The following is a 21,783-nucleotide window of genomic DNA, read 5'->3' on the forward strand; positions in this document are numbered from 1 at the left end:
ACTAGCTGACTATGTACGCGCTAAGTAACTGTAAAATTTATACCGGTAGTGATGTTCTTACCGATCATGCGGTCATCATCGAAAACGATCTTATTCAATCTATTGTGCCGGTTTCTGAGCTACCTCAAAGCATCGAAGTAAAAGACCTTGCAGGCGCTAATCTAAGTCCAGGCTTTATCGATCTGCAGTTGAACGGTTGTGGCGGTGTAATGCTAAACGATGCAATTACCCCTGAAACCATGCAAATCATGCACCAGGCAAACCTCAAATCTGGCTGTACTAGCTTCCTGCCAACACTCATTACGTCATCTGATGAAGATATGCGAACTGCAATTACCGCAGCTCGTGAGTACCACAACAAGTATCAAAATCAATCGCTTGGTTTACACCTCGAAGGTCCTTACCTTAACGTCGCGAAAAAAGGCATCCATAACGTCGATTTTATTCGCCCATCAGACGAAAGCATGATCGACCTTATCTGCGCAAACGCCGAAATCGTAGCGAAAGTAACACTAGCACCTGAGCATAACGACCCAGAGCATATTGCGCGATTAAAGGCTGCTGGCATCGTGGTTTCAATTGGCCACACAAATGCAACCTACGCCGAAGCACGTAAAAGCTTTGAAGCAGGCATTACTTTTGCTACACACCTCTTTAATGCAATGACACCAATGGTTGGTCGTGAACCAGGAGTTGTTGGTGCAATTTACGATACTCCTGACGTATATGCTGGCATTATTGCTGATGGTTTTCACGTCGACTACGCAAACATCCGAATTGCTCATAAAATCAAAGGTGAAAAGCTTGTTTTGGTGACGGATGCCACAGCTCCAGCAGGTGCTAACATTGATCACTTTATTTTTGTCGGTAAGAAAGTATATTACCGAGATGGTAAGTGTGTTGATGAAAATGGCACGCTAGGCGGCTCAGCTTTGACAATGATTGAAGCAGTTCAGAATTCAGTTGAGCACGCGGGGATCGCTTTAGACGAAGCTCTACGAATGGCCACGTTATACCCAGCAACAGCAATTGGTGTTGAGGATCGCCTTGGCCGAGTTCGAAAAGGGATGGTTGCAAACCTGACTATTTTCGATCGTGACTTTAAAGTAAAAGCGACGGTTGTTAACGGACAATACGAGCAAAATTAAGCATGAATGGCGGACAGATTGGTAATGTAGATTTAGTAAAACAGCTTAACAGCGCTGCGGTATATAGGCTGATTGATCAGCAAGGTCCTATCTCCCGTATTCAAGTCGCGGACGTGAGTCAGCTCGCGCCTGCTAGTGTTACCAAAATAACCCGCCAACTTTTAGAGCGCGGCCTTATTAAGGAGGTCGCCCAACAAGCTTCAACTGGTGGTCGTCGTGCGATCTCTTTGACTACTGAAGTCAAACCTTTTCATTCGATTGCCGTTCGCTTAGGTCGAGATTACGTACAGTTCAGTTTATACGATTTAGGTGGTACCGCGCTGGCAGAAGATCAGCATGAACTGCACTACACTAACCAAGCAGACTTAATCGCAGGACTTATCGATTTATTAAAAGATTTCGTAAGCCGTTGCGAAGACAAAATTGATCAACTCATCGCTATCGGCATCACTTTACCGGGCCTTGTTAACCCAACAACTGGCGTGGTCGAATACATGCCTAATACCGATATCGATAATCTTGCTCTCGGTGAAATTGTTGGAGAGAAGTTTAATACAGCATGCTTTGTTGGCAACGACGTACGTGGCATGGCGTTGGCTGAGCACTACTTTGGAGCAAGCCAAGACTGCCAGGATTCTATTTTGGTTAGCGTCCACCGCGGTACTGGCGCAGGTATTATCGTTAACGGCCAGGTTTTTCTTGGTTTTAACCGCAACGTCGGTGAAATTGGTCATATCCAAATCGACCCGCTTGGTGAGCAATGCCAATGTGGAAACTTTGGCTGTTTAGAAACCGTAGCTGCAAACCCAGCGATTATTCAACGAGTGAAGCAACTGATTACTCAAGGATACGAATCAAGCTTAACCGACCTTGAAAACATCACAATTGAATCGGTATGTCAGCACGCAATGAATGGTGATGAACTTGCGAAACAGAGTTTAGTGCGAGTGGGCAACCAGCTAGGTAAAGCGATTGCGATTACGGTTAACTTATTTAATCCACAGAAAATTGTAATTGCTGGCGATATTACTGCAGCACAAGATATTGTTTTCCCTGCAATTCAACGCAACGTAGAGAATCAATCTCTTAAAACTTTCCATAACGACCTCCCTATCGTGGCTTCTCACATTGATAAGCAGCCAACGATGGGCGCATTTGCGATGATTAAACGCGCTATGCTAAACGGAGTTTTGTTACAAAAGTTACTGGAAGACTAAGTTTATACAACCAATTGAGTTACAATCTCGGGCTGTGTTTTCACAGCCCGTTTTTGTATATCAGGAATACAGCTCAACAGTATGGAAATTATTCTAATTACAGCCGCTTTTTTAGCTGGTTTTATTGCGCTTAAATGCAGCCTCCCTCCCCTCGTTGGTTTTCTACTAGCTGGATTTGGCTTGCATGCATTTGGTTACCAAAGCAATGACGTTATTGTCACTCTCGCAGATCTTGGTGTTACTCTTCTTCTGTTTACTATTGGACTCAAACTCGATGTAAAAACCCTGCTGTCCAAAGAAATATGGGGAGGGGCAACCGCCCACAACATACTCTCTACCGCTTTTTTTGCCCTAGCGTTATCCGGCTTAAAACTACTGGGCTTGACTTCGCTAGCCAGTATGGACGGCAGCCAAATCCTGCTTTTAGCTTTTGCACTATCGTTCTCTAGTACCGTTTTTGCCGTAAAAGCATTGCAAGAAAAAGGCGAAATGAACGCGACCTACGGCACACTCGCGATCGGTATCTTGGTTATGCAAGATATTTTTGCCGTAGTATTCCTGACTGCTTCAACCGGAAAAGTCCCAGAATGGTATGCCATCGGTTTGTTCGCACTGCCTTTCCTTCGTCCCCTATTCTATAAGCTGCTCGATAAAGTTGGCCACGGCGAAATGCTGGTGCTATTCGGTATTTTCTTCGCGCTTGTTGTCGGTGCTGGGCTATTCGAGTTGGTCGGGATGAAACCAGACTTGGGCGCGCTAATTTTAGGCATGCTACTCGCAGGTCACCCAAAAGCCTCAGAACTATCCAAGTCATTATTCAATATGAAGGAGCTCTTTTTAGTCTGCTTCTTTTTGAACATTGGTTTATCCGCCTCATTGAGCGTGAATGGCGTCGTTCTCGCCCTGCTATTTATCTTACTGCTACCAATCAAAGGACTCTTGTACTTCGTCACTATTAATCATTTTAAGTTTCGAGTACGTACCTCTTTGCTCGCCTCTTTATCACTATTTAACTACAGTGAGTTTGGTCTTATTGTTGCTGGGTTGGCCTATAAAATGGGCTGGATGCCAAGTGATATGCTTGCTGCGATTGCGGTTGCGGTGTCGGTATCCTTTGTAATTTCCGCGCCACTTAACCGCCTTAGCCATAAAATTTATCAACATTCAGGTAAGTGGCTGCAAGAGACAGCGGTAGAAAAGCTCAATCAACGCGACCAACTCATCAACCCAGGTCATGCCCAAGTATTGATCTTAGGTATGGGGCGTATTGGAACGGGCGCTTATGATGAGCTACGTTCACGCTATGGCAAAATTTCATTGGGTATAGAAATTCGTGAAGACGCTGCACATCATCATCGTTCAGAAGGAAGAAATGTGATTTCTGGTGATGCCACCGACCCGGATTTCTGGGAGCGAATTTTAGATACAGGTCATGTAAAACTGGTTCTGCTTGCAATGCCACATCATCAAGGTAACCAAACAGCACTTGAGCAGCTTAAACGCAGAAAATATAAGGGGCAAATTGCCGCTATCGCCGAATACCCAGATCAATTGGAAGGCTTACTTGAAAATGGCGTTGACGCAGCATTCAATATTTATAGTGAAGCTGGTAGCGGTTTTGCTCGACACGTCTGTAAACAACTTCAACCTAAATTCACACCAATTAAATAAGCAACAGCACTGATATTTTTCGGAAGGCTTTCTATTGATAGAAAGCCTTTTTTGTATAGTTTTTATACCAAACCTTGATCTCATTCACCAAAACAACGGTTGAGTTAAATATTTTCCATACAACAAGGCCTTTTATCATTTTTTTAATCACAAAACGTTGCTTTTTTTATTAGTAATGGCAAATTTAAACCATACCGATTAGAAATTGTTTAGTTTAGTAAGGATGTAGTATGTGTTCAGTATTTGGCATTTTAGACATTAAAAGCGATGCAGCCGCATTGCGCCCTATCGCATTAGAGATGTCGAAAAAACTTCGTCACCGTGGCCCAGACTGGTCTGGGATTTACTCTTCAGAGCGTGCTATTTTAGCGCACGAGCGCTTGGCGATTGTTGGTCTAAATAGTGGTGCACAGCCGCTATACAGCCCTGATAAGAAGCTCATCCTTGCCGTCAATGGTGAAATCTACAACCATAAAGAAATTCGTGCTCGTTACGAAGGAAAGTACGAATTTCAAACCGATTCAGACTGTGAAGTCATTCTTGCACTTTACCAAGATATGGGTGCAGATCTCCTTGAAGAACTAAACGGTATTTTCGCTTTTGTGCTCTACGACGAAGAAAAAGATGAGTATTTAGTCGGCCGTGACCATATTGGTATTATCCCTCTTTATCAAGGTCACGATGAGCATGGTAACTACTATGTGGCATCAGAGATGAAGGCTCTTGTTCCAGTATGTAAAACAGTAAGTGAATTCCCTCCTGGTAGCTACTACAGCTCTAAAGATACTGAGCCAACACGTTACTATGTTCGTGACTGGAACGAGTACGCAGCAGTACAAGGTAACAGCACTAGCAAAGAAGAATTGACTGAAGCGCTAGAAGCGGCTGTTAAACGCCAACTAATGACTGACGTGCCTTACGGTGTACTTCTTTCAGGCGGTCTAGATTCTTCTATTACATCTGCGGTAGCAAAACGCTTTGCAGCGATGCGTATTGAAGATGATGAAAAGTCTGAAGCTTGGTGGCCTCAACTGCACTCTTTTGCTGTTGGCCTAGAAGGCGCGCCTGACCTGAAAGCAGCTCGCGAAGTTGCCGACCAAATTGGTACCGTTCACCACGAAATGACGTACACGATTCAAGAAGGTTTGGACGCGATTCGTGACGTGATTTACCACATTGAAACGTATGACGTGACGACTATCCGCGCATCAACACCTATGTTCTTAATGGGTCGTAAGATCAAAGCGATGGGTATCAAGATGGTATTGTCTGGTGAGGGCGCTGACGAAATCTTTGGTGGCTACCTTTACTTCCACAAAGCGCCAAACGCGAAAGAGTTCCACGAGGAGACAGTGCGTAAACTGCTTGCTCTGAACATGTTCGACTGTGCTCGTGCTAACAAGTCGCTGGCAGCATGGGGAGTTGAAGGACGCGTACCTTTCCTAGATAAAGAGTTCATTGATGTAGCAATGCGCTTGAACCCAGCAGACAAGATGTGTGGCAACGGTAAAATGGAGAAACACATCCTTCGTGAGTGCTTCGAGCACTACCTGCCAGAATCGATCGCATGGCGTCAAAAAGAGCAGTTCTCTGATGGCGTTGGCTACAGCTGGATCGATACGCTGAAAGAAGTAGCAGAACAGAAAGTGACAGACCAGCAGATGGAAACAGCTCAATATCGATTCCCATACAACACGCCAACGACAAAAGAAGGCTACGTGTACCGTGAAATCTTTGAAGAGTTATTCCCACTTCCATCAGCAGCAGAGTGTGTACCAGGAGGCCCTTCAGTAGCGTGTTCTTCAGCGAAGGCGATTGAATGGGATGAATCGTTCCAAAACTGTGTTGACCCATCAGGTCGTGCAGTACAGACCGTTCACAACGACTCATACTAATTCTCTACGATAAAGATAAGGGTCGGTTCGTCCAATCCTTTTAAAACAGACAGAAAATTAGATACGATCAAAAAGAGGTGCTTTTGCACCTCTTTTTATGTTTGATGGAATTAGGCTATTTTAAATCTAAATCACTATTGTCTATGCTGACAGGCACACGCTTGGTGATCATCTGAACTAGCATAATTGAGCGTTTCTCACCATCTTGTTCTTGGAAGATGGCATCTATGCCCGCAAATTGACCGCTTTTAACTCTAATTTGATCGCCTGGTTTTGGCATACATTCAGAAACGGTATTGTCATTACAACACTTTTCTAGCTGCATCAATTCGAAGACCAAGTCACCTTGAACTTCTTTCGGTTGAGCACCAAAACGCACAAAGTCAACAACACCTCGAGTAGAGCGGACTGAGGTGAAGTTTGGCCCTTGCTCATAATCAAAGTAAGCGAATACGTAACAAGGAAACAGCGGTTCCTCGACTTTTTGTCTTTTACCGCGCAAAATCTTCTCAACTTCTACAGTTGGATAAAAGCACTCTACACCTTGATTTTCAAGGTGTTGTTTCGCCCTAACCTGCTCCCCACGTTTACAATAAAGTAGATACCAACGTTTCATCTTTTTACTAGCCAATTCTATTTTGTTTTTATCCTAGCATTAAGCCAAAGTTGAGTCATTGATATTCAGTTTATCTATAAAAGTATGATTATACATCGCTCGCATTAACGACATTTTTCAGCAACTTACGATAAAGAAGTCCATAGGCAAAAATGGAAATTAAGTTTGTAACACAACCAATACACCATCATATAATCTGCAAATCCAATCAAAAACAGCCACTTAACAAACAAAAATAGTTGAATGGCAAAATTTTATTATTTGTCACTCGTTGAATTGCATTGTATACGTAGAAGTCGTTAAAAAATGTAATAACTATTATTAGAAGAGCTTATGTCAAACCAACATCAATATTTTGGTCATCCACGTGGCCTGTTCTTATTGTTCGGTACAGAACTGTGGGAACGCTTTTCTTACTACGCAATGCGTGCCATTCTCGTGCTTTACCTTACTGATACAACAATGAATGGCGGCCTTGGCTGGTCAACCAAAGACGCATTAGACCTATACGGCATATACACAGGGCTTGTGTATATCACGCCTCTTATCGGTGGTTACCTAGCAGATAACTATTTAGGTCAACGTCGCTCAATTTTGCTTGGTGGCGCGTTAATGGCCATCGGCCAGTTTACTCTTGCACTTCCTGCTGATGCTTTAGGTATTGGTTCGCTACACAGTTTCTATTTAGGTCTTGGCCTACTTATCACTGGTAACGGTCTCTTTAAGCCAAATATCTCAACCATGGTTGGCGACCTTTATCAAGAAGGTGACAACCGTCGTGACGGCGCATTCACTATCTTTTATATGGGTATCAACTTAGGTGCATTACTTGCCGGCGTCGTTTCTGGCTCTGTGACAACCTCTTACGGTTGGAAAGCTGGCTTTGTTGCCGCTGGTGTGGGTATGCTGGTTAGCCTAGTGATGCAAATGGTACTGGCTCAATCATGGCTTGGTGATATTGGTCGCGAACCAGCGGCGAAACGAGATCTAAACAACAAAAACGCCACCACGAAGCAGCCACTCACCAAAGAAGAAGTGAATCGACTAAAAGTAATTCTGGTCATGAGCTTATTCACTATTGTCTTCTGGGCAGGCTTTGAACAAGCTGGTGGTCTGATGAACATCTACACTCAACAATATACTGATCGCATGATTGGTGGTTTCGAAGTTCCTGCTGCGTGGTTCCAATCACTAAACCCATTTTTCATTATTACTCTAGCGCCAGTTCTGGCTGTCCTTTGGGTAAAATTGGGTAAACGTGAACCTACTTCGCCAGTGAAATTTGCGATGGCACTATTTTTCTTGGCGATTGGTTTCCTTTGTATGGTTGGCGCAGTGCTAGAACAAGGTGGAGATACAACAGTAAAAACATCGATGTTATGGTTGGTCGGCGCTTTCTTCTTCCACACATTAGGCGAGCTGTGTTTATCACCAATTGGTCTTTCATTGGTGACTAAATTAGCACCGCTTCGCTTAGCTTCACTTATGATGGGTGCATGGTTTGGCTGTAATGCGATTGCTAACTATGTTGCGGGCTATGTGGGCTCTCACGTAGGCGAGTTAGGCGCTATGGCTATCTTTAGTGGTATTGCGGTCAGCGCAACCGTAAGTGGCGTAATTTTGCTCCTATTCTCTAATACACTCGTTCGCTGGATGCATGGCGCTGAAAATACGCACAGCACGGCAGAGCAAGTAGAAGAGCAGCAAGTACAAGTTGCTTGATCGCTCAACTAAACGTAGAAAGGGTCGCTATTGCGACCCTTTTTTGTATCTAAAGTTTAGATTGAACTAACTCAACCATCATCTCGATATGAAGTTCACTATCGTTCAAACAAGGGATGTAGGTAAAGTTTTCGCCACCAGCTTCAAGGAAAATCTCTTTACACTCTTCCGAGATCTCTTCCAACGTCTCTAAACAATCTGACGAAAATGCGGGGGTCACAACATTAATATTTTTCACACCCTTTGCAGGAAGTGCCTCTAGGGTCTTATCGGTATAAGGTTGAAGCCACTCTTCTCTCCCAAATCGGGACTGATACGTCATGCCAATTTGTTGTTCGCTTAAACCTAACGCTTCCCCAAGCAAGCGAGTCGTCTCTTCACAATGCTGTGGGTAAACATCACCATTGTCAGCATAGCGTTTTGGAATACCATGATAAGAACACAGCAGGTAATCTCCCTGACCATTCTTTTGCCAATGTTCACGAACTGAATGCGCTAACGCTTCAATATATTTCGAGTGATTGTAATAATCACGAATAAAGCTAAAGCTTGGCATCACAGGCAGGTTTTTAAATGCTTTAGTGATTCCGTCAGAAACCGCTGCCGTTGTTGTGCCCGAGTATTGCGGATACAAAGGTAAAACAATGACTTCATCAACGCCTTGCGCCAATAGGGCTTCAAAGCCTGATTGTAAACCTGGGTTACCATACGTCATACCAAGCTCTACAGGTATATCAAGCTTTTGTGCCAACTTTTCCGTTTGGCGTTTAGAGTACACCATCAACGGCGAGCCCTCTTCCATCCATACTGATTGATAGAGTTTGGCAACTTTAGGAGCTCGGATAGGAAGGATAACGCCGTGCAATAGTGGACACCAAAGCCATCGAGTCATGTCTACCACTCGGTGATCATGAAGAAACTGACTTAAAAAGCGCTTTACGGCAGGAGCGGTTGGTGCGTCAGGAGTTCCCAGGTTAACTAGGAGTACACCCTGTTTATTATTCTCTTTCATAACATCCTATTCATGGTAAACGGCTTGGTTCATATATTTAAGTAACCTCGAAGTAACGAATAGCCGAGCTGAGGTTAATTAGATATATGTTTACGAGTAAACTAAAAAAGCGACCACTTGGGCCGCTTTCAATATATCAAAATATTAAATTTTTGACTTCAGCAAATTAAGATAGTGCTTTCTCGATATCCGCACTAACTTCAGCTACTTGCTTAGTACCATCAAACTTAAGGTACTTAGTCTTGCCTGCTTCAGCTTCTTTGCCGTAGTAGTTGATTAGCGGTGCAGTTTGCTCGTGGTAAACACCTAGACGAGCACGTACTGTTTCTTCTTTGTCGTCATCACGAACAACAAGATCTTCACCAGTTACATCATCTTTACCTTCCACTTTAGGCGGGTTGTAAACCACGTGGTAAGTACGACCAGAAGGAAGGTGAGCACGACGACCAGCCATACGCTCAACAATCACATCGTCTGCAACGTCAAATTCGATAACGTAGTCTACGTCTACGCCCATTTCTTTTAGGCCGTCAGCTTGAGGGATAGTACGTGGGAAACCATCTAGTAGGAAACCGTTTGCACAGTCTTCTTGAGCGATACGCTCTTTGATAAGACCAAGGATGATTTCATCAGAAACTAGCTGACCAGCGTCAATAACAGCTTTAGCTTGTTTACCAAGCTCTGTACCTGCTTTGATAGCAGCACGAAGCATATCACCAGTAGAGATTTGTGGAATACCGTATTTTTCCATGATGAAGTTTGCTTGTGTGCCTTTACCTGCACCTGGAGCACCTAGAAGAATGATGCGCATGATTTATCCTCTTTAATATTTAAGATTTATACCGAAGCTCACAATAGCTGACCTCTTAGACATCAAACCTGAGAAGCACCTGCAACGATAAGTTTCGGTATAACGTATATAGGCGAGCAAAAATACACGCCTTATTACTCACATTCAAGTCGCAGATTCTATCACAGGTTCTCTGAGCAAAGAGTGTATTAAGACTAAAGAATGTTAACAGTACCCTCTTTCACGCCCTATTGATTATTAACTCAGCACTTGAGATGCAAAATTTTGCGACAACAAACAAAAAGCTCGCGAAATGCGAGCTTTTTGATTTGCAGAGGTTATTACACCTTAGTCAAAAGTTGATTAACGGCTCCTAAGAACTCTGTTGGATCCTCAATAGAGCCTCGCTCCGCTAGCATTGCCTGACCAAGCAGAACTTCAACCCAGCGACCAAACGCTTCTTCATCGGCTTCGTCAGCCATACGCTTAACCAATTTGTGCTCAGGGTTTAGCTCAAAGATGTATTTCACTTCCGGCACAGCTTGACCAGCTGCCGCAAGAAGCTTCGCCATTTGAGTGCCCATTTCGTAATCGTCCGTTACCACAACAGCAGGCGTAGATGCGAGTTTGAAGGTCGTACGAACTTCTTTCACACGATCGCCTAGGTAAGACTTCGTGCGCTCTACAACCGACTTGAACTCTTCTTCGGTTTCTTTTTGCTTCTCTTTTTCTGCTTCATCTTCAAACTGACTTAGATCAAGCCCAGCTTTAGTGATTGACTGGAACTGTTTACCATCAAACTCAGTTAAGTAGTTCATCAGCCACTCATCAATGCGGTCGTACATCAAGATAACTTCAATGCCTTTCGCTTTGAACTGTTCTAAGTGAGGGCTGTTTTTCGCAGCTGCATAGCTGTCTGCCGTCAAGTAGTAGATCTTATCTTGACCTTCTTTCATGCGCTCAACGTAAGACGCCAAGCCCACAGTTTGCTCAGAAGAGTCCACTTCAGTTGAAGCAAAGCGCAATAAACCTGCAACTTTCTCTTTGTTTGCAAAGTCCTCCGCAGGGCCCTCTTTCATCACAAGACCAAACTCTTTCCAGAATGATTGGTATTTCTCTTCGTCATTCTTGGCCATACGCTCGAGCATCGTTAGCACGCGCTTAGTACAAGCATTACGTAGAGACTGAGTCACTTTATTGTCTTGTAAGATCTCACGCGATACGTTTAGCGGTAAATCGTTTGAGTCTATTAAACCACGTACGAAGCGTAAGTATGACGGCATAAATTGCTCTGCATCGTCCATAATGAATACGCGCTGTACGTACAGTTTCAAGCCTGATTTGTGGTCGCGGTTCATCATATCCCAAGGTGCTTTCGATGGGATGTATAGTAAGCTCGTGTAGTCGTTTTTACCTTCTACACGGTTATGACTCCAGACCAAGGGATCGGCAAAGTCATGTGATACGTGCTTGTAGAACTCTTGATACTCTTCTTCTGAAATATCAGATTTGTTACGCGTCCACAGTGCTTGGGCTTTGTTGATTTGCTCCCACTTTTTCTCATCTGTTTCCTTGCCTTCGTCATCACGAACGACAGTTTGGATTGAAACAGGAATGCCGATGTGATCAGAGTACTTACTGATAACGTCACGTAGACGCCACTCATTCAAAAACTCTTTACCCTCTTCACGCATATGAAGAATGATGTCGGTACCACGTGACTCTTTGGTAATGTTTTCGATGGTGTACTCACCTTCACCCGCTGAGTGCCATTGTACCGCTTCATCAGCGGCTAGACCCGCAGCGCGAGTGCGCACGGTAACGGCGTCAGCAACGATAAATGCCGAGTAGAAACCAACACCAAACTGACCAATAAGCTGAGAGTCTTTGCTCTGCTCTTCAGATAGCTTTGAGAAAAACTCGGCTGTTCCAGATTTTGCGATTGTTCCTAAGTGCTCAATCACATCATCACGGCTCATACCGATACCGTTATCAGAAATGGTTAAGGTATTTGCGCTTTCATCAAACGACAGTTTCACGCAAAGATCTGCATTACCTTCGTATAGATCTGGGTTAGATAACGCCTGAAAGCGCAGTTTGTCTGATGCATCTGATGCGTTAGAGATCAGCTCGCGCAAAAAGATCTCTTTATTTGAATAAAGAGAATGGATCATTAAATGCAGTAGTTGTTTTACTTCTGATTGAAAACCACGAGTTTCTTTATTTTGAGATACGGTTTCGCTCATGTGTGCTCCATAACATCTAAACTAATTGGCTTTTTCATAGGGACAAGTTTGTGACTTTCCCCTTGAAATCACCTTACCGAGATGTCATTTAACATGTGGCTGACAAATGTAAATTCAAGGTCAATATTGCTAAAAACGGTGTTTTTTTAGAAAATTTTAATTATCCTACCCGTCTAAAAGCATCTAAAATGTCGTGCGCACTCCAAGCGCCCCGGTAATTTTGTGACATAAATCACCATAATTACAACATCATCCATCTAAGAAGAACTAAATGACTAACATTGGCACCAAATTTCTACTTGCTCAAAGGTTCACCTTTGATCCAAATAGTAATTCGCTCGCTGACCAACAAAACGGCAACGACGTTGTACGATTAGGAAGCAACGAAAGCCGTATACTTCTGATGTTGGCAGAGAGACCAAACGAAGTTTTAACCCGTAACGAGCTTCACGAGTTTGTTTGGCGTGAGCAAGGTTTTGAGGTGGATGACTCAAGCCTGACTCAAGCGATTTCTACTCTGCGTAAGATGTTGAAGGATTCAACAAAATCTCCAGAGTTTGTTAAAACGGTACCTAAACGTGGCTACCAACTCATTTGTTCAGTGGAACGCTTGAGCCCATTTTCTACTGACTCTAACACTGACGTTGAAGAAAGCGCTTCTGAACACGAAGCGCCAGCAGTGGAGTTAGAAGCGAGCGATACACCACCAACAGAGATAGTGACCGATACTACTGCTGATCTTGAGCCTCAAGTAGAGCCGACTAAAACTCAGCCGAAGCCAGCATCTAACACGATTAACTGGCTACCGCGTGTCATTATCTTTTTATCTCTGCTGCTTCCTGTTTGCGTATTGTTATTCACGAACCCAGCGGAATCCCAATTCCGTCAGATTGGTGAGTATCAAAATGTGCCGGTGATGACACCTGTAAATCACCCTCAAATCAACAACTGGTTGCCCTCAATAGAGCAATGCATTGAGCGCTACGTGAAGCACCATGCAGAAGACTCGTTGCCAGTGGAAGTGATTGCCACTGGCGGACAAAATAACCAGCTGATTCTGAACTACATTCATGACAGTAACCACTCTTACGAGAACGTAACACTGCGTATTTTCGCAGGTCAAAACGATCCAACAGACATCTGCAAATAAAGGAGGCCAATATGAAGATTAAATTAGCATCTGCGGTTTTGGCCGTATCCGTTCTTTTCAGTAGTTGGTTGTATTGGGGAAGTGACCTAAAAGTGGAACAGCTCCTCACAGCAAACGAATGGCAGTCGACCATGGTGACAGTCATTACAGACAGCTTGCCTGACGATACTGTCGGCCCACTACGCCGAGTTAATGTTGAATCAAACGTGAAATATCTCCCTAATGGTGACTATATTCGCGTAGCAAATATAAAACTATTCGCTCAAGGTTCAACCGCAGAATCAACGATAAATATCTCGGAAAAAGGCCGCTGGGAAGTAAGTGACAACTATTTGTTGGTCTCGCCTTCGGAGTTTAAAGATATTTCATCTTCTCAATCAAAAGACTTTTCCGAAGCACAGCTACGTTTGATTACTCAAATTTTTAAGCTAGATGCGGAGCAAAGTCGTCGTATTGACGTCGTGAACGAAAAAACACTATTGCTCACTAGCTTGAACCACGGTTCTTCGGTACTGTTTAAAAACTAATTTTGATTGGATGATAAGGGGGCAAGACGCCCCCTTTGTTTTGCTTATGGATTGGCTAGATACCCTTACCCTTTTTTTCGGTTCACTAATCGCCAACACGCTGGCTTCACTTTCTGGTGGCGGAGCAGGCTTGCTTCAATTCCCTTTACTCATCTTTCTCGGCTTACCGTTCTCCGTTGCGCTAGGCACACATAAGGTGGCTTCGGTTGCTTTAGGCTTAGGCGCAGCAAGCACGCATTTAAGATCAGGCACTATTAAATGGAAAGTCGCGCTCTACCTTATCTTGTCCGGTAGTATTGGCGTGATTTTAGGGGCTAACTTAATTGTACAGATCCCTGATGGTATCGCGGAAAAGATGCTCGGCACGATGATCCTAGCGCTAGGTATCTACTCGCGATTTAAGACATCGCTAGGCCAAGCTGAAGTAATACGTAACCGTCATCCTATCGGTTGGGTTATTGGTGGAATTGGCTTACTGTTTATCGGCATCATTAACGGATCTCTTACCGCAGGTTCTGGTTTGCTCGTGACACTATTTTTGGTGCGCTGGTTTGGTTACGACTACAAACAAGCCGTTGCTTACACCATGATTTGTGTCGGCCTGTTTTGGAATGGCATTGGAGGCATTGCCGTCGTACAGGCAGGGGCGCCTATTCACTGGGCTTGGTTACCTGTTTTATTGTTTAGCTCTTTTCTAGGCGGCAGTTTAGGCGCATGGGCCGCGACTCGATACAGTAACAGAGTGATTAAAGTTGCATTCGAAATTCTCACGTTTGCGGTGGGCATCAAGTTGCTGGTTTAAAAAGATTAAAAGGAAAGTTTCATGGATAAAGCAATCATTGATATTTATTACTGCCGCCAGTGCAACTGGATGTTGCGTTCAACTTGGCTATCGCAAGAATTACTGCATACTTTTAGCGAAGAAATAGAAACAATCAGCTTACACCCGGACACAGGTGGTCGCTTCGAAATTTTCTGTAATGGCCAGCAAATTTGGGAACGGAAAAAAGACAGCGGCTTTCCTGAAGCCAAGGTGCTAAAACAGCGCGTTAGAGACATTATCGACCCAGAACGCGATTTAGGACATTCAGACACAAAATAGGGAGCAATTCGCTCCCTATTTTTTTACTTAGTAAAACCGTTAAATCATGGTTTGTGCTAATACTTCGCCTTCTGGCGTTTTTACCGTTAGCTTATTGCCTTCTAGAGTACCAAAGCTTCTCGGTAAGCCATTACGTGGGAATGTCATCGAGCCTGGGTTGAATATAATGGCTCCATCTTGCATCTCTGCGACGGGAACATGTGTATGACCGTGGGCGATGATATAACCTTCGCGCAGTGGCGGCCGTTTTTCAGAGTTGTACAAGTGACCATGAGTCAAAAAGATTCTCTTGCCAGATTCAAGTAGCACCCATGAGTAATCCATCATCATTGGAAACTTCAATAGCATTTGGTCTACTTCACTATCACAGTTGCCACGTACAGAAATAATTTGATCACTGTATTGGTTCAATAAGTCTGCTACCTGTGGAGGGTTGTAGCCTTCCGGAATAGGGTTTCGCGGCCCATGGTTTAGCGTATCTCCTAGCAAAATCAGGTGGTGCGCACCAGAAGCCAAAAATAGATCAATGGTTTCTTTAGTTGCTGGCAAAGAGCCATGCAGGTCTGAGGCAAAAAATAGTTTCACGACATCGTCTCCTCAAAAAGTATGAGGTCATTCTACGGCATTTTTTTAGCAGCTCAACCTACGACGGTTTGAATACTACTGATAGCGCAATGATTCAATGACCATAGGCAAAACATAGAACCATGCTGCATACGCTGTTCCAACCAACACCAGTATCCAAAACACCATCGACATAAATTTTGATTTGGCTAGATGGTGCAGCGGATCGGGCTCTCCGCATCCTGGACATGCATGAGCGCGTTTTGAGATTTGTTTCTCACACACGGGGCAAGAGACTAAAGGCATGATACAGATTCCTCGACATTAGGCTTAGGGCGCAAAGAATAATGGTGAATCAACACATATGCAACCTAACATATATTAAATATTTTAGTTCTTTGTAACAGTCGCTGACTTGAGAAAAAATTCGTTGATTTTTCATTTATATCAAACTATTACACTTCTTCTCGCACCATACCATTGATGACAATATTGTTATAACTCACCATCCCAATGACCTCGCCACTTTCAATGACCGGCGCTCTGCTTATGCCAAATCGCTCAAACAAACGTGCACAATATTTTACGTTCATATCTGGTTCGACACACAAAGCGGGCTTGGTCATGATTTCATAAATATTTGTGCGCTGAGGAGAACGATTATTCGCCAGCACCTTTTTGGCGATATCATTCATCAACACGATGCCATATTCATCATTATCATCTCGCTTTTTCACCACCAGTGCTTTGACTTGGTATTTTTTCGCTAGCGTTATGCCTTCATAAACTGTCATTAGCCCATCAACCATGACATAAGTAGCCGCCATTACATCTCGAACTCTAATTATCGTTTGATCACTCATAATTCATCCTCAACCACTTTGGTCAACGTTTCTACTTGATGCGCGACACCGACTGCATCTTCAATATCGATCTGAATAGCAATGCCCTGCCCCGACTCTCTGTCGAATTCACCAACCTCATTAATGGTTTCTAATATGTGTCGAGAGAGATGTTCCTCGACCACAAACAGCAGCACATCTTTTTGCACTTCTAGCGTTAAACCAAAAAACGTTCGCTTTTGATTTAAACCTTGTCCGCGAGCATTGTTAATCACCGTAGCACCGGTCGCACCAGCATCGCGTGCAGCGTCCAACACCTTGTCTGTTTTGCTGTCTTCAACAAACGCAAGTATCAATTTAAAGCGCATTTTCTTCTTCCTCCGAGACGTTTTTATTCAGCCACTGGGTTATTTGCGCATAGCCCATCACAGAGATCATAGGAAATAGACTGGCAAACGCGATCAAGCCAAAGCCATCAATCATTGGGTTTCTTCCAGGGACGGTCGAAGCAAGCCCTAACCCTAATGCAGTTACAAGTGGGACAGTGACGGTAGAAGTTGTTACGCCTCCAGAATCGTAGGCGAGTGGAACAATAAGCTTAGGAGCGTAAAACGTTTGAATCACAACGACGATGTAACCCGCGATGATGTAATAATGAATGGGATCGCCCACGACAATCCGGTAACTCCCTAATGCAATACCAATTGCCACCCCAAACGCAACGGCTACGCGCAAGCCGTTAATACTGATACTGCCTCCAGAGACTTGGTTTGCTTTTATCGCTACAGCGATTAAAGAAGGCTCTGCAATCGTGGTACTAAAGCCTATAAAAAAGGCGAAGGTGTAAACCCAATAATAGTCGACCCACATTAAGGCTTTCCCTACCGATACTTTGAACTCTTGTAAAAACTCCGGCGCCGTTAATTGCACAGCCATCGTCTCCCCAAGTGGAAACAACGCCATTTCTAATCCAAGTAAAAAAAGAGCTAACCCGAAAATCACATAAACGAACCCAAGCAAAACTTTCTTAAGGTTGCTAACAGGACGCCTTAACACCGCTAACTGAAAACCAAAAATAATGCTGGCGATGGGAACGACGTCTCGAACGGTCGATAACAAAGTGTCTAGAAAATGATCAATTGAAATCATGTTACGACCATTCCGTAAACCATCACAAACATCATCGGTAACAGCGAGGCAAAAGCGATTAAACCAAAGCCATCCACCATAGGGTTACGCCCTTTAATAGAAGACGCTAAACCGACGCCCAGAGCAGTGACCAAAGGTACTGTTATGGTGGACGTGGTTACACCTCCGGAATCGTAAGCGACGCCAATAATGGCTTCAGGTGCAAACCACGTCAGTATTACAACGCCTACATAGCCACCAATGATCATGTAATGAATCGGCCACCCTTTTAAGATACGCAAAACACCGATAACGATGGCTATCCCCACAGAGAGAGCTACTGTTACTCGAAGTCCTTCTCCGTAATCCTGCATGGACTGCTCTGAGTTAGCGATCATTCCGCCCTCAGCCGCAACTTCTGAGGCTTCTTCCGCTACCGCGGTTAATGCAGGTTCAGCTATCGTGGTGCCAAACCCCAAACAAAACGCAAAGACTAATAACCAAAACACGCTGCCTTTTTTTGCAAAGGCTTGAGCCATACTCTCTCCGATAGGAAAAAGACCAAGTTCTAGGCCAAAGATAAAAAAGGTTAATCCTAAAACGACAAGCAACAAGCCAAAAAGAATGGAGACCAGGTTGGGCAGCGGCTCTTGCAAAACGACTAATTGGAAAAAAGTGATAACAATGATGATGGGTAATAAGTCACGAGCACTATTGAGGAGCGCTCGAAAAAGCGCAACAAATGCTTCCATGCCTATCCTCCTTGATTGTGCAAACTGATTACGCTCGTTCCAATGAGCGATAACTTCTAGTCTGGCATAGATTTCACTCTTCTACCGTGAATGCACTAGCGCCATCTATAACATTTAGTTACATATTTTCTAATATGTGAAGTTAATAGTATCTCTGCCAGCTTGTCACTATCCCAGAAATAATGGTGTTGAGATGATCAAGCTAAGCACAAAACGACTATAATGTTCTAATACGTGTACATTCAAAGAGATAACATGAAGATATTACTCACAGGTGGCACTGGGTTTATTGGCTCGGAGTTGCTCAAGCTGCTATCAACTCACCAGGTTATGCTACTTACACGCTCTCCAGAGCGAGCAAAACAACGCCTACAGCATGCTGATCTGGGTAATATCGAATACCTTGACTCGCTCGAGTCGTTCGCCGATCTCAATCACGTTGATGCCGTCATTAATCTTGCAGGTGAGCCAATTGCGGATAAAAGGTGGACCAGCGAGCAAAAAGAAAAAATCTGCAAAAGTCGTTGGAAAATTACCGAGCAAATTGTTGAGCTGATCCACGCAAGTACCGAACCTCCCTCTGTTTTTATTAGTGGCTCGGCAGTTGGCTACTATGGTGATCAACAAGACCATCCGTTTGATGAGTGCTTACATGTTAATAGCGACGACTTTCCTCACGAGGTTTGTGCAAAGTGGGAGCAAATAGCCAAGCGCGCAGAGTCGGAACAAACACGGGTTTGTCTACTGAGAACTGGCGTGGTACTCGGCCTTAATGGTGGTGCGTTGGCAAAAATGCTATTACCTTACAAGCTTGGCGTAGGCGGCCCACTTGGGAACGGTAATCAGTACATGCCTTGGATTCACATCCTAGATATGGTCCGCGCCATCATGTACTTGCTTGAAACACCACATGCCCACGGTGCATTCAATATGTGCGCCCCCCATCCTGTGACTAATCGTATATTCAGCGGCACACTAGCTAAAACGCTAAAACGTCCGCATATCTTGTTCACGCCTAAATGGGCGATGGAACTCCTAATGGGAGAATCTTCCTGCTTATTGTTTGATAGCATGAGAGCCAAACCCAAAAAACTCACCGAACTGGGCTTTAAATTTAGCTACTCCAGAATAGAGCCAGCACTCAAGCACTTGCTTCATGACCGGAGCTGATGAATGATGGCTCTAATCAAGGTTTCTGAGTCTTAAATTAAATTATGAAAAAGTCGATTCTTATTACGGGTTGTTCAACCGGCATCGGTTACGTGTGCGCTCACGCCCTACAAAACAAGGGATTTAATGTCATTGCATCTTGTAGGAAAGAACAAGATGTCCAGCGCCTAATTAATGAAGGGCTAACCTGCATCAATCTAGACCTAAATAGCCCAGAAAGCATTTCTTCGGGCGTGAAGCAAGCGCTAGAGTTAGCAGAAGGTAAGCTTTACGCAGTGTTCAATAATGGTGCCTATGGTCAGCCCGGAGCACTGGAAGACTTACCCACCGAGGCTCTTCAAGATCAATTTCAGACCAACTTTTTTGGTTGGCACCAGTTGGTCAGAGAGGTACTTCCTCATATGCGCCAGCAAGGCGAAGGACGCATCATACAAAACAGCTCTGTTCTTGGTTTTGCCGCAATGAAATACCGTGGTGCCTATAATGCATCAAAATTTGCCTTAGAAGGCTGGACAGATACGCTCAGGCTAGAGCTTGCGGATACGAATATCAAAGTGGTATTGATAGAACCAGGACCGATCGAAACTCAATTTAGAAACAATGCATTACGAGCCTTTGAGAAGTGGGTTGATATTGAATCTAGCCCCCATCGTCATGCTTATGAAGGACAAAGAGAGCGACTCAACAACGACAAGTCTAATAATCGATTTGTTTTACCTGCAGAGTCTTGCATCGCACCAGTTCTTCATGCATTAACTAGCGTTTCACCGAAAATTCGTTATCGAATTACTACACCGACTAAATTATTCGCAGTCTTGAAAAGACTATTACCAACCCGTGCACTTGATAAAATTTTGCGACAGGCTGCATAAAAAAGTTTTGTCGAAATGTAATTTCATCGTAACAATGTGATGTCATTATGAACATGTAGGTTAAAAAAACCTCAACTAAACGAATCAATTTCTACGCAATTCAGCGGGGATTCTTTCGCCCAAAGTGATTGAGTTGCTTAGATTTGGTATCGCCACCCATTCCGTTTTGTAGCAATGTTTATACTACTGCGAGGCAACAATGACATTAAATCAGCTTAACTGGCTTAGTGTGGGTGTAGTGTTGACCATGTTCATCCTATTTTGATACCGCACTAACAAATAGCATTAGAATTGCGCTGCTTCGGCAGCGTTTTCTTTTTATCTAACACCTGAGCAGCAATAACCTCACTCTATTATCCCACGTTTTCTCAAAATAGAATGATTCATTATTGATGGTGAATGTCGCTTGAATTTCACCTAAATCAACTCCATATCTAATATCAACGACAAGACACAAGGCAAGGATACTCTGATGCAATCCCCATTTATCGTTGAGATAACAGAACAGAACTTTCGCGAAACGCTTGAAGGATCAATGAACACGCCCGTTTTGATCCACTTTTGGGCCAACGCTCAGCCAGAAAGCGCACAGATACTCCCTGAGTTGCAATCTCTTGCTCAACAGTACAACGGTGCATTTACGCTTGCTCTACTAAATTGTGAAGATCAGCCCGCTTTAGCGTCTCAATTTGGCGTGCAAGTATTGCCAACTATCGCGCTGTTTATAAATGGTCAAGCCGTCGATGGTCTGGGAGGCCCCCAGCCAATTGATGCCATTGCTACCATGCTACAAAAGCATTTGCCAAGCCCAGATGAACAACTATTAAAACAAGTCAGTGAACTTCTTCAGCAAGGTGAGCATGCTCAGGCTTTGAGCATCATCCACACTTTGCCGCCAGAGCTGCAAGAGCGTGGTGATGTGAAACTCGCGATGGCTGATTGTTTGCTAGAAACCAAACAATTTGATATTGCCCAAGAACTACTGAACGCTATCCCTCTCGAGTATCAAGATAACTACTACAAGAGCCTAATAGCCAAGCTCGAGCTGCATTTGCAGGCTGCAGATAGCCCTGAGTTACAGCGACTAGAACAAGCATACGCAGCAGACATGGCAAACTTCGAACTCGCTTGTGAATTGGCGGTACAATACAACCAAGTTGCTCGGGATGAAGAAGCGTTGGAACTGCTGTGGAATATTCTTAAAAAAGACTTGGGCGCCCAAGACGGTGACGTGAAGAAGACTTTTATGGATATTCTCAGTGCGCTAGGTCAAGGTAACGCATTAGCAAGCAAATATCGTCGCCAGCTTTACTCAATTTTGTACTAAGCGTCGCATTCTTCTAGGAATAAGACAACAAA

At 44.0% G+C, this 21,783-nt stretch carries 22 protein-coding genes; 12 read left to right on the plus strand and 10 right to left on the minus strand.

Translation table 11 applies throughout. From position 1 onward, the window contains the following. The first annotated feature begins 11 nt into the window (after positions 1-11). From nagA to asnB, 4 genes are all read left to right on the plus strand, one after another. A complete protein-coding gene (nagA, locus tag R8269_RS20970) occupies positions 12-1,148 on the plus strand; it encodes an N-acetylglucosamine-6-phosphate deacetylase (protein ID WP_085569963.1) in 1,137 nt (378 codons plus the stop codon). 2 nt (positions 1,149-1,150) lie between these two features. Further along, the gene (nagC, locus tag R8269_RS20975; RefSeq protein WP_017634816.1) at positions 1,151-2,365 is read left to right on the plus strand and encodes a DNA-binding transcriptional regulator NagC; all 1,215 of its coding nucleotides are present in this window, start codon (positions 1,151-1,153) and stop codon (positions 2,363-2,365) included. An 81-nt stretch (positions 2,366-2,446) separates the two neighbouring features. After that, a complete protein-coding gene (locus R8269_RS20980) occupies positions 2,447-4,036 on the plus strand; it encodes a cation:proton antiporter family protein (protein WP_005384981.1) in 1,590 nt (529 codons plus the stop codon). A gap of 230 nt (positions 4,037-4,266) precedes the next feature. Further along, positions 4,267-5,931 (plus strand): asparagine synthase B, encoded by a 1,665-nt coding sequence (gene asnB / locus R8269_RS20985; RefSeq protein ID WP_005384979.1) that lies wholly within the window; start codon positions 4,267-4,269, stop codon positions 5,929-5,931. Positions 5,932-6,046: 115 nt separating this feature from the next. Here asnB and rfaH read toward each other — a convergent pair whose 3' ends face one another. After that, positions 6,047-6,547 carry a transcription/translation regulatory transformer protein RfaH gene (rfaH, locus tag R8269_RS20990; protein ID WP_005382098.1) on the minus strand — a complete coding sequence of 167 codons (501 nt, stop codon included), beginning with the start codon at positions 6,545-6,547 and terminating at the stop codon, positions 6,047-6,049. A 333-nt stretch (positions 6,548-6,880) separates the two neighbouring features. On the opposite strand from rfaH, the gene R8269_RS20995 reads away from it, so the two are divergent. Then, on the plus strand, positions 6,881-8,269 hold the full coding sequence (locus R8269_RS20995; protein WP_005382097.1) for a peptide MFS transporter: 1,389 nt from the start codon (positions 6,881-6,883) through the stop codon (positions 8,267-8,269). A gap of 49 nt (positions 8,270-8,318) precedes the next feature. Here the strand turns inward: R8269_RS20995 and hemH are convergent, their stop codons facing one another. The 3 genes from hemH to htpG all read right to left on the minus strand — a co-directional run bounded on the left by hemH (position 8,319) and on the right by htpG (position 12,317). Next, a complete protein-coding gene (hemH, locus tag R8269_RS21000) occupies positions 8,319-9,281 on the minus strand; it encodes a ferrochelatase (protein WP_176310839.1) in 963 nt (320 codons plus the stop codon). Between the two features lie 166 nt (positions 9,282-9,447). Next, positions 9,448-10,092, minus strand: a complete 645-nt coding sequence (gene adk, locus R8269_RS21005; RefSeq protein WP_005382094.1) for an adenylate kinase — start codon at positions 10,090-10,092, stop codon at positions 9,448-9,450. Positions 10,093-10,412: 320 nt separating this feature from the next. Continuing rightward, positions 10,413-12,317 carry a molecular chaperone HtpG gene (htpG, locus tag R8269_RS21010; protein WP_053303298.1) on the minus strand — a complete coding sequence of 635 codons (1,905 nt, stop codon included), beginning with the start codon at positions 12,315-12,317 and terminating at the stop codon, positions 10,413-10,415. Between the two features lie 271 nt (positions 12,318-12,588). On the opposite strand from htpG, the gene R8269_RS21015 reads away from it, so the two are divergent. The 4 genes from R8269_RS21015 to R8269_RS21030 are packed head-to-tail and all read left to right on the plus strand — an operon-like array spanning position 12,589 to position 15,096. After that, positions 12,589-13,467 carry a transcriptional regulator gene (locus R8269_RS21015; RefSeq protein ID WP_017634819.1) on the plus strand — a complete coding sequence of 293 codons (879 nt, stop codon included), beginning with the start codon at positions 12,589-12,591 and terminating at the stop codon, positions 13,465-13,467. Positions 13,468-13,478: 11 nt separating this feature from the next. Next, complete coding sequence (gene toxS, locus R8269_RS21020) at positions 13,479-13,994, plus strand: transmembrane regulator ToxS (protein ID WP_005382091.1); 516 nt, start codon at positions 13,479-13,481, stop codon at positions 13,992-13,994. A 46-nt stretch (positions 13,995-14,040) separates the two neighbouring features. Beyond that, on the plus strand, positions 14,041-14,796 hold the full coding sequence (locus tag R8269_RS21025) for a sulfite exporter TauE/SafE family protein (protein WP_176310838.1): 756 nt from the start codon (positions 14,041-14,043) through the stop codon (positions 14,794-14,796). Positions 14,797-14,817: 21 nt separating this feature from the next. Beyond that, entirely contained in the window at positions 14,818-15,096 is a 279-nt protein-coding gene (locus R8269_RS21030; protein WP_005382088.1) for a SelT/SelW/SelH family protein, read from the plus strand. Positions 15,097-15,135: 39 nt separating this feature from the next. Here R8269_RS21030 and yfcE read toward each other — a convergent pair whose 3' ends face one another. From yfcE to R8269_RS21060, 6 genes are all read right to left on the minus strand, one after another. Then, on the minus strand, positions 15,136-15,681 hold the full coding sequence (gene yfcE / locus R8269_RS21035) for a phosphodiesterase (protein WP_318222654.1): 546 nt from the start codon (positions 15,679-15,681) through the stop codon (positions 15,136-15,138). Positions 15,682-15,756: 75 nt separating this feature from the next. After that, positions 15,757-15,966: a hypothetical protein gene (locus R8269_RS21040; protein WP_005382086.1), complete on the minus strand. Its 210-nt coding sequence runs from the start codon at positions 15,964-15,966 to the stop codon at positions 15,757-15,759. A gap of 149 nt (positions 15,967-16,115) precedes the next feature. Further along, the gene (locus R8269_RS21045) at positions 16,116-16,523 is read right to left on the minus strand and encodes a CBS domain-containing protein (RefSeq protein ID WP_005382085.1); all 408 of its coding nucleotides are present in this window, start codon (positions 16,521-16,523) and stop codon (positions 16,116-16,118) included. Beyond that, positions 16,520-16,870 (minus strand): P-II family nitrogen regulator, encoded by a 351-nt coding sequence (locus R8269_RS21050; RefSeq protein ID WP_005382084.1) that lies wholly within the window; start codon positions 16,868-16,870, stop codon positions 16,520-16,522. The genes R8269_RS21045 and R8269_RS21050 overlap by 4 nt, the downstream gene beginning before the upstream one ends. Then, positions 16,860-17,651, minus strand: a complete 792-nt coding sequence (locus tag R8269_RS21055) for a DUF1538 domain-containing protein (protein ID WP_005382078.1) — start codon at positions 17,649-17,651, stop codon at positions 16,860-16,862. The genes R8269_RS21050 and R8269_RS21055 overlap by 11 nt, the downstream gene beginning before the upstream one ends. After that, positions 17,648-18,382: a DUF1538 domain-containing protein gene (locus R8269_RS21060; RefSeq protein WP_005382077.1), complete on the minus strand. Its 735-nt coding sequence runs from the start codon at positions 18,380-18,382 to the stop codon at positions 17,648-17,650. Before R8269_RS21060 ends, R8269_RS21055 begins: the two co-directional genes overlap by 4 nt. A gap of 255 nt (positions 18,383-18,637) precedes the next feature. Between R8269_RS21060 and R8269_RS21065 the strand changes: the two genes are divergently transcribed. From R8269_RS21065 to R8269_RS21075, 3 genes are all read left to right on the plus strand, one after another. Further along, positions 18,638-19,552: a TIGR01777 family oxidoreductase gene (locus R8269_RS21065; protein WP_005382076.1), complete on the plus strand. Its 915-nt coding sequence runs from the start codon at positions 18,638-18,640 to the stop codon at positions 19,550-19,552. Positions 19,553-19,596: 44 nt separating this feature from the next. Continuing rightward, positions 19,597-20,424: an SDR family oxidoreductase gene (locus R8269_RS21070; protein WP_005382075.1), complete on the plus strand. Its 828-nt coding sequence runs from the start codon at positions 19,597-19,599 to the stop codon at positions 20,422-20,424. A 472-nt stretch (positions 20,425-20,896) separates the two neighbouring features. Beyond that, entirely contained in the window at positions 20,897-21,751 is an 855-nt protein-coding gene (locus R8269_RS21075; RefSeq protein ID WP_005382073.1) for a co-chaperone YbbN, read from the plus strand. Positions 21,752-21,783: the final 32 nt, after the last annotated feature.

The sequence above is a fragment of the Vibrio sp. Vb0667 genome (assembly GCF_033391095.1).

Coding starts and splice junctions, on each gene's coding strand:
- R8269_RS21075 (WP_005382073.1), top strand. CDS start 20,897: ATGCAATCCCCATTTATCGTTGAGATAACAGAACAGAACTTTCGCGAA.
- htpG (WP_053303298.1), bottom strand. CDS start 12,317: ATGAGCGAAACCGTATCTCAAAATAAAGAAACTCGTGGTTTTCAATCA.
- R8269_RS20980 (WP_005384981.1), top strand. CDS start 2,447: ATGGAAATTATTCTAATTACAGCCGCTTTTTTAGCTGGTTTTATTGCG.
- R8269_RS21025 (WP_176310838.1), top strand. CDS start 14,041: ATGGATTGGCTAGATACCCTTACCCTTTTTTTCGGTTCACTAATCGCC.
- rfaH (WP_005382098.1), bottom strand. CDS start 6,547: ATGAAACGTTGGTATCTACTTTATTGTAAACGTGGGGAGCAGGTTAGG.
- R8269_RS21070 (WP_005382075.1), top strand. CDS start 19,597: ATGAAAAAGTCGATTCTTATTACGGGTTGTTCAACCGGCATCGGTTAC.
- R8269_RS21065 (WP_005382076.1), top strand. CDS start 18,638: ATGAAGATATTACTCACAGGTGGCACTGGGTTTATTGGCTCGGAGTTG.
- R8269_RS21060 (WP_005382077.1), bottom strand. CDS start 18,382: ATGGAAGCATTTGTTGCGCTTTTTCGAGCGCTCCTCAATAGTGCTCGT.
- R8269_RS21045 (WP_005382085.1), bottom strand. CDS start 16,523: ATGAGTGATCAAACGATAATTAGAGTTCGAGATGTAATGGCGGCTACT.
- R8269_RS21015 (WP_017634819.1), top strand. CDS start 12,589: ATGACTAACATTGGCACCAAATTTCTACTTGCTCAAAGGTTCACCTTT.
- toxS (WP_005382091.1), top strand. CDS start 13,479: ATGAAGATTAAATTAGCATCTGCGGTTTTGGCCGTATCCGTTCTTTTC.
- R8269_RS21050 (WP_005382084.1), bottom strand. CDS start 16,870: ATGCGCTTTAAATTGATACTTGCGTTTGTTGAAGACAGCAAAACAGAC.
- R8269_RS21055 (WP_005382078.1), bottom strand. CDS start 17,651: ATGATTTCAATTGATCATTTTCTAGACACTTTGTTATCGACCGTTCGA.
- nagA (WP_085569963.1), top strand. CDS start 12: ATGTACGCGCTAAGTAACTGTAAAATTTATACCGGTAGTGATGTTCTT.
- R8269_RS21040 (WP_005382086.1), bottom strand. CDS start 15,966: ATGCCTTTAGTCTCTTGCCCCGTGTGTGAGAAACAAATCTCAAAACGC.
- asnB (WP_005384979.1), top strand. CDS start 4,267: ATGTGTTCAGTATTTGGCATTTTAGACATTAAAAGCGATGCAGCCGCA.
- R8269_RS21030 (WP_005382088.1), top strand. CDS start 14,818: ATGGATAAAGCAATCATTGATATTTATTACTGCCGCCAGTGCAACTGG.
- hemH (WP_176310839.1), bottom strand. CDS start 9,281: ATGAAAGAGAATAATAAACAGGGTGTACTCCTAGTTAACCTGGGAACT.
- R8269_RS20995 (WP_005382097.1), top strand. CDS start 6,881: ATGTCAAACCAACATCAATATTTTGGTCATCCACGTGGCCTGTTCTTA.
- nagC (WP_017634816.1), top strand. CDS start 1,151: ATGAATGGCGGACAGATTGGTAATGTAGATTTAGTAAAACAGCTTAAC.
- adk (WP_005382094.1), bottom strand. CDS start 10,092: ATGCGCATCATTCTTCTAGGTGCTCCAGGTGCAGGTAAAGGCACACAA.